The organism is [Clostridium] aerotolerans DSM 5434, from assembly GCF_000687555.1.
GTDB lineage: Bacteria > Bacillota > Clostridia > Lachnospirales > Lachnospiraceae > Lacrimispora > Lacrimispora aerotolerans.
The window spans coordinates 1-7,697 of sequence record NZ_JHWJ01000032.1 but is presented as its reverse complement, the minus strand read 5'-3'; the positions used below and the strand labels follow the sequence as shown (position 1 = coordinate 7,697).

General features: G+C 38.8%; 3 protein-coding genes. All 3 read left to right on the top strand.

Features of this window, described 5'->3' with window-relative positions; all coding sequences use genetic code 11:
* Window positions 1-310 precede the first annotated feature (310 nt).
* Window positions 311-1,279: a hypothetical protein gene (locus T546_RS24860; protein WP_026893460.1), complete on the top strand. Its 969-nt coding sequence runs from the start codon at window positions 311-313 to the stop codon at window positions 1,277-1,279.
* Window positions 1,263-3,530 carry a MucBP domain-containing protein gene (locus T546_RS0122010; RefSeq protein WP_026893459.1) on the top strand — a complete coding sequence of 756 codons (2,268 nt, stop codon included), beginning with the start codon at window positions 1,263-1,265 and terminating at the stop codon, window positions 3,528-3,530. Before T546_RS24860 ends, T546_RS0122010 begins: the two co-directional genes overlap by 17 nt.
* Before the next feature lie 172 nt (window positions 3,531-3,702).
* On the top strand, window positions 3,703-7,697 hold a 3,995-nt coding region (locus T546_RS24325), incomplete at its 3' end, for an InlB B-repeat-containing protein (RefSeq protein ID WP_034600343.1).

Below are 7,697 nucleotides of genomic sequence, written 5' to 3'. Positions count from 1 at the left end.
TTTGGGCTTTGGGCTTTGGGCTTTGGGCTTTGGGCTTTGGGCTTTGGCAAATAGTTTTTTTAATTATTCTATATATCTTTTTTATTTCATCTTATATCTTTTTCATTTTTATTTCCAAATACCATTCCATAAGTGATTTTTTATTTTTGTTAATCATTAGCTGTTTTTTAACAGATATTATTTGTTTAATATATTGGTATTTTATTTCTATCATTTTATCTCAGTTGTATCTTTTACTATTCTTATTTGATTCTGAATCTTTCAAAATTTCTCAACATATTTAAATAGCTTAGGGAGGTGCTTTATTGTTTTGATTAAAAGGCTTTTATTTTTATTTTCTGTAATTGTATTTGTTTTTCAAGGGAGATCGTATGAAGAATACATATGGGCATCAGAGAATCCTGATATAAAGGTGGATACTCAAAAATCGATGGTAATTATCAGATCTCAAATAGCTATTGATGAAAAAGACGACTATAGACCAGATGAAAGTTTTACAGACCAAGATGGAAAAGAATTTTGGCTAAAGGAGTGGCATATAGAACCTCTCTATTTACCAGAAAGGAAGGAGTGGGCGGTACAAACGGTAGATTATAAAGAGGTGGAGTGGGCGGGGCAGATTCCTGAGCAGACTCCTATAACTATTAAAGATAAGGTTACTGGACAAACTGTGAAGCAAAATATCCCCATTTACCAAGTTGAGCCTGGTAATGAGCAGTGGGTTACTGGATTTTCATTTACTGCAGTATTTCACTCCTATGACGCGGATTACTATCAGTTGGGGGACAAAAAGATTCCATTTGATAATAAAAAGCCTCAAATAAAGGATTGTTACACTGAGCTACTAAATGAAATACAGGTTAATCCTGAAAAATATAGGATTACTGATGCCGCATGGGAGGGAGATACTTACTTAGGTGATGGTGGTATCATTTGCAGAAATGCTTTGATAACGGGAGAAAAAAAGGTATCTGATTATCATGTAACTTATGGTGGAGAGGCGATATTACCTTCTTTTCAAGGAAATCAGTGTGTGTCTGTTTATCGAGGGTTTAATTCTGTAATAGATGGTTGGGATCAGGCAGGAGAGCACCTTGTGAATTCAGGAAATTCCACTGAAAATGATAAGAAAGGAAGCTGGGTGATTTTTCGTAGAAGTGTTGTTGTAACATTCTCCATTTTATTGATAATTGGTGTAATTGTACTGGCAGTTTCCTTAAAACGCAGATTAAAACACAACAAAAGAAGAAAGGAGATAGATCATGAGGAATTTTACTGACAAGAAGAAAAAGAGCAGATTAATTATTTTCATAATGTCCCTGACCTGCATGTTTTTGCAAATGAATGTAATGGCCAGTGAGCCTTTAAAAGAAGGGAGGTGGGAGCTCATAGATGAAAATTGGTTTTATTTCAGTGAAAATGGAAAGGTGCTAACTGGTTGGCAACAGATTAACGGTAAATGGTATTTTTTAGCTTCTGGATTAAATGGTTTATCAGGGAAAATGCTGACCGGATGGCAATGGATTGATGGCCGATGTTACTACCTGTCAGTAAAAACAGAAGAGAATTATCCCGAAGGAGCTATGTTTCTAAACGATTTAACTCCGGATGGATATAAAGTAGGTGAAACCGGAGCCTGGCTTGAGGGAACAGAAATAATAGAGGTTCCCGGAAAGGGAATACAAACCGAAAAAAAGAGTTCTGCTGCTGTATCAAAGTTTATCTCAGGTGGCGGCGGGGGAGGTGGTGGAGGAAATAGGAAAATTAATGATTTCAATGGTTCAATTGATGAAGGACCTAACTCAAATCCAGTAACGCCTTCTGAGCAGCCGCCTGAAACCAAACCTGATAAGAGTGAAAGTGAAATTCCAGAAAATTCAGAGAGCCAATGTATTTATACCATCAAATATATGGATATAGCTGACAAATCTATACTACAGGTAGTAACTGGGGCTGGGAAGGAGGGAGATACCATTCAAATTAAATCAATAGAGATTGATGGTTACAGGATTTGTAAAGAGCAAAAAGATAATCTTATTCTTACCGGTAACCACACAAATGTCTCTGTCTATTACCAAAAAGAAACTCTTTCTTCACCGTCGGAAGCAAAAAAGATTAGCTGGAATTTATATTTTATTGAAGAAGGCAGACCTGACAAAGAAGTATTAAAAGGACAGACAGGAGAGACCGAGGAAGGAAAAGAACTTGTCATAGATTTTCCTGAAACATTTATAGGAACGGACAGATATTATTACCATTCCCTGGTATCGAGTCCCTGGAGCGTTGAGGTAAATGGTAATGGGATACAGAAATATTATATTGAATATAAAAAAGGGGAACAGATTCCAGACGAAGCTGATCCAGATGCTGAAACCAAAGAAAGGTTACATGATTGGCTTGAAGTTGCAAAAAAAGCGGACTATTCCATAACTGGAGAATATCCAACGGATGTGCAAGTAATTACAAAGACTCAGGCAGAAGGGAATGAGAGACTTCTGAATCTGGTATCCATGGCGGAGGGGATAGAACGGAAAGAAATTTATTTAATTGCTAAGGACTACTATCCAAGTGCAGGAATTATTAGCCAGAGGTTGCCAATGGTGAATAACATTTCAGAACTGCCAATGGAACAATTAACAATATCAGGTGCGACTTACACTGTTTTGAGGGTTGGATTTGAAAGAGTGTACGATGAAAGTATATGCGTTCATGAGTATGAAATGGTAGATGAAGTAGCTGCCACATGTACAGGGAATGGTCATCAAAGCGTTCAATGCAAAAAGTGTGGAAAGGAGGAAATAGTTATTTTACCGGCTATTGGTCATCTAGATGAGGATTATGATGGTGTCTGTGATATTTGTCATGAGGCGGCAGATGAAGTACCGGAAGCAGTACATTACAGCATTGGAGATGTGCAGGTGAGAAACATTGGAGATAAGTTATATTTGTTTCGCTGTATCGATGATGATTATGAAGATGCAATGGAAAACAACCAAAAGCTTGCATTGTTCCTCGGTGATAGTGTAATAAGGTCAGATATCGAAGGGACTTCGAAAAAGCTGAACTTCGGGTCTAACAATAACTACAAATATTCTAAAGTCAGGGAATGGCTTCTTTATAATACTAAGGCTGATTTTGTTCATGATACTTACATAGGAATTACGAATGCTTATATGGGAGCAACAAGAACAGGATCATTTGAGCAGTTTTCTGAGAGTAGTTTACTGGGACAGTCGAGATTATTTCAGCAGTTAGAGGACAGGGTGTTTATTCTCTCTGTAGATGAAGCAATTAAGTATAAGGATTATCTGTGGAAGTTTAACGGGAGCGAGGAAAATAATCCGGAGTCCCAGGTTTCGGCATATTCTAAAGGGTATTATCTTCGGACACCGCAGGATAGTGGATCTACGGATTTCTTGTATGGGAACGGCATTTTTATCGTTAGTTTGGTTGATGGTAATATACGACCAGTGGAGGTCACAGAAACAAGCATTGGAATCCGGCCTGTGATGGCAATACCTCAAAGATAAGGAGTTAAAAATGTTTACAATGATGTCTTTGCATCTATTAATAGTTGTTTTATTTTCTGCAATATTTTTAAGTAAGGTCCTTATAGTAAGTCCAGAACAAAGAGAAATCAATGATTAGGAACAAATATAGTGGATCAGAGAATTAAAAAATCAAAAGATACAGGAGAAAAACATGAAAGGGAATGGGAAAAGAATTTTAAGTCTTTGCCTTGCAGCTGTTGTAACAGTAACTACAGTAGGGTATGCTCCGCCATTTACTTCCTCAGCATCGTGGAAGTCAAATATGGAGAAGGCATTGGAATTACTTGCTTCACCGACTGAAGCATTTAAGCAAGTATCAACAGCCACACCATCAGAAGCGGAAAGTCCAAGCATAGAAGCCACATCATCGGAAGCGCAAATTCCAGATGGAAAAGCTACACCATCAGAGGCAGTAAAAAAATTTGTGAGAGTAGAGCCGGAAGAAATACCGGAATATTACTCCCAGTCATCAGCTTCCGGAAAAAGGTTATGGAAATTTGAGGATCGATATGGAATGATGCAGTACAGGGACTACGGATATGTACAAGGAGAAGCGGAATTTCCTCTATGGTATGTAACAGATCTGACCGGGAAGGTTGATGATACATCGGATTCTGCGAATCTGGATGAGGAATATTATAATCTTGCTCCTTATGTTTACAAGAGTGTAGCACCGGATCAAATTGCATGGGCAAACCTATCTTGGAGGTTGTTATCCGATATTGATGAAATTAATAGCTACACTAGAAAAAAGGTAAGTGGTTTTAAAAACTGGAATACATCTGGATATGATATCTGGCATCTTGTAAATAAAGGTGATGAAGAGGAGGATCTGGGATATCACTTTTTTGGAATCATAATCAATGAGGAAGAGGGAGAAAGAGAAAAAGAACCAGGCTGGTATTATTCAGATGAAAACGGCAATATAAATAATCAGGCAAAGCTTTTATTGACCGCTCAGTTCGAGCTGAGTTCTCCAATTCTCACTTTAGATGGAAACGGAGGCAGTTTTTCTGATAAAACAAGCATGACATTGGAGGTAAAAGCTGGAGATTCACTGGATCAGTTACTTACAGATGCAAAAAGCCAGATTATCCGAAAATATTATACCTTTGACGGCTGGTACACAGCTTCCACCGGGGGAATCAAGTATACGGAAAGTGGAAATATTATGCCAACTTCTGATTTAACCTTATACGCAAGATGGGTGAAAAGTTCTTGTGAAGTCATCTTTAAAGACTGGGATGGAACAGTGCTTGAGGTTCAGGAGGTACCAATAGGAGGAGATGCAGTCAATCATATTCCCGAAAGACCTAATTATGAGTTTATGGGGTGGAACCGTTCCCTTACTAACATAAAGTATGATACGACAATTACTGCTAAATACACTTTAATATCTGACCTTGATGGGTTTACGGTATTTTTTAGTAGATACGGTTTTGATAAGTATACGAAATATGTGGAATCCATACCAGGAGAACATTACGCTAAAGTGGCTTATCTACATAGAAAAAAATTACCTTGGAAAAATAACAATTTTTATTATTTAGATACGGATTATTATAATACATCAAGGTATGTCTCAGAAATAGATTTTCCAAAGCTAGAGAGTGATGATAATAATTACCTGATTGGATGGACGCTTGTACCAGGTAGAGCAGATTCTTATAAAAATAATGGTAGGGGGCTTTATTGGTATCAACCAAATTATACTTTGTACCACGGGCAGTTAGAAACAGATGAATCGGAAATTGTGTTTGGATTTCCTTTGTTTCAGCGCAGAGACAACGTTAAAGTAAGGGAATATATGGGGCTAACATCATGGAACTCCACAGTTGAAGAAAATAATAATGGTTTTGGAGCTGTACAAACGACTGCATTGTATTTGCCGAAGGACAAGGCAAGCTTAGTTTTAGTAAACGGCATCAAAGATTTTCATTCAACGTTCCATGTGCTTTATGAAAATTATTGGGATAAAACTAATATTGGAGAAACAAATTTTACCACAGTATTTCAGGAAGATACTCCTTTTATAGAAAGTATCAGTGTGGAGGACTTTGGTAGTAAGGTAAATATTTATTCTTCCACAAAATACCCAAATCAAAGAATATATCAAGGAAAAGATGGAATAGAAGAAATATTATCCTATAAAGAAACAGATACTACGGGAACAAGGGGTAGATCTTGGTATACCACTCATAAATTAATTGGTTATTACTCGGAACCAAATGGAGCAGGAAAGGAGTTACTAGGAAACTACACATTCAACAAGGTAGACGACAGATATTATGCTTACTGGGTGTCTAAAGACGCAGAGTTTTATGTGACCTTTAAAGATGAAAATGGGGCTGTCCTTGGCAGTGAAACTGTAACAGCTGGAGATCCGTGTAAAAATGTACCAGTAGGAACAGCTAAACCCGGATACAAATTTATAGGCTGGCAGCCAGTGGATTCTGATAACAATTCTACTACGAATAAAGTAACACGAGATACCACATTTATTGCTGCTTATGAAAAATTAGCCACTTATCAGTTGATATTAGACGGAAATGGCGGTACCTTGGAGGGAAATCCTCAAAAAGAAGTGGAGGTTGCTTTTGAGCAATCGTTTGATCAAGTTCTAAAAGATGGAAAAGATGTTGTTACGAGACCTGGATATTGTTTTGATGGTTGGTACACCAGTGAATCTGGAGGCGCCATTTACTCTTACAGCGGAAATCAGATGCCATCCATTAATGTAACTGTGTATGCTCATTGGACCCCTAATACATATAAAGTAACCTTTGATCCAGATCATAAGAAGTGGACGAAAGGTGTGTTTAAGGAAGAGTATACTTATGATACGGAACTGGGAATTCTTCCAACTCCAGATATATACGGCTTGAACTTTGACGGTTGGTGGAGCGGAAAGAACGGCACAGGAATAAAAATAACCCAGCATTCCATGGTGGAATCTAAAGATTCAGTCTATTACGGAAACTGGTCAGCAGTAAAATATGTAGTTCGTTTCCTCTCAAGGGTGGAGCAGCCAGAAGGGGAATCGATACAGACATTTACCGTGGATCAGGCATATGAGGAAGCATTTCAAACGCTCCCAGAACCAGTAGAAAGGGGATATACCTTTGCCGGGTGGTACGATGAGGAGAATAAAAATATTAGTGCTCAATCCATCTTCCGGCCAGAACATTTAGCCGAGGAATATACCTATCATGCAAGGTGGAAGGGAAATCAATATATAATCCAATTTATTTCCAATGATGTCAATGGTACACCGATTGTAACAGAATTAATTCAGGAATATCCTTCCCGCTTTGGCACGCTGCCAACTCCGGAAAAAACGGGATATTCATTTGCTGGCTGGTTTGATGAAAATGGGAATGAAGTGGAAAAAGGAAGCTGGATAGACGCTGATGATCGGATTTATAAGGCCAAATGGATAGCTAACCAGTACACGATTCATTTTGTTAGAAATTTGCCAGAATCTGGGATTATGGAAGAGCCGGAAGATAAGACCGTGACCTATGCTCTTCCTATTGGTGCACTGCCTAATCTAAATGAAACAGGTTATGTGTTCCTTGGTTGGTTTACTGAGCCAGAAGGAGGAACCCGGATCAAGGAGACCACGCTGGCAGCACTGGGAGATCAGACCTATTATGGGCATTGGACCATCGGAATCATTGACAACGGAAATGGGACTTATAGAAAGCCCGGAGCCGATGGAACATGGAATACCACGGATGATGAACTCTGGTGGAAGGGGCTGGATGGAATTTCTCTTACTTCCGATGACAAGCGAATCCTTACCTTTGTAAATAGGACTGGTACATATGCAGACAATGAAAACGGAACCCACTACCGACCAGGTACGGGGGAAAGCTGGACCAGTGGAATAGAACTCTGGTGGAATGGACCCGATGGAATCCCCGGAACCGATGATGATGTCCGGATTTATGCCAGAGGGAATGGAAACAGCGGAACACCCATTTATTACATAGATAGTGGAAATGGAATCTATATCCGGCCAGGAGCTGATGGTAATTGGGGAAGTGGAACTCAATACTGGTGGTTTGGGCCAGATGGAACATCGGGAACCGATGATGATAGGCAGATTCATGTACTACCCGGAGGCGGTTATTACATCGACAA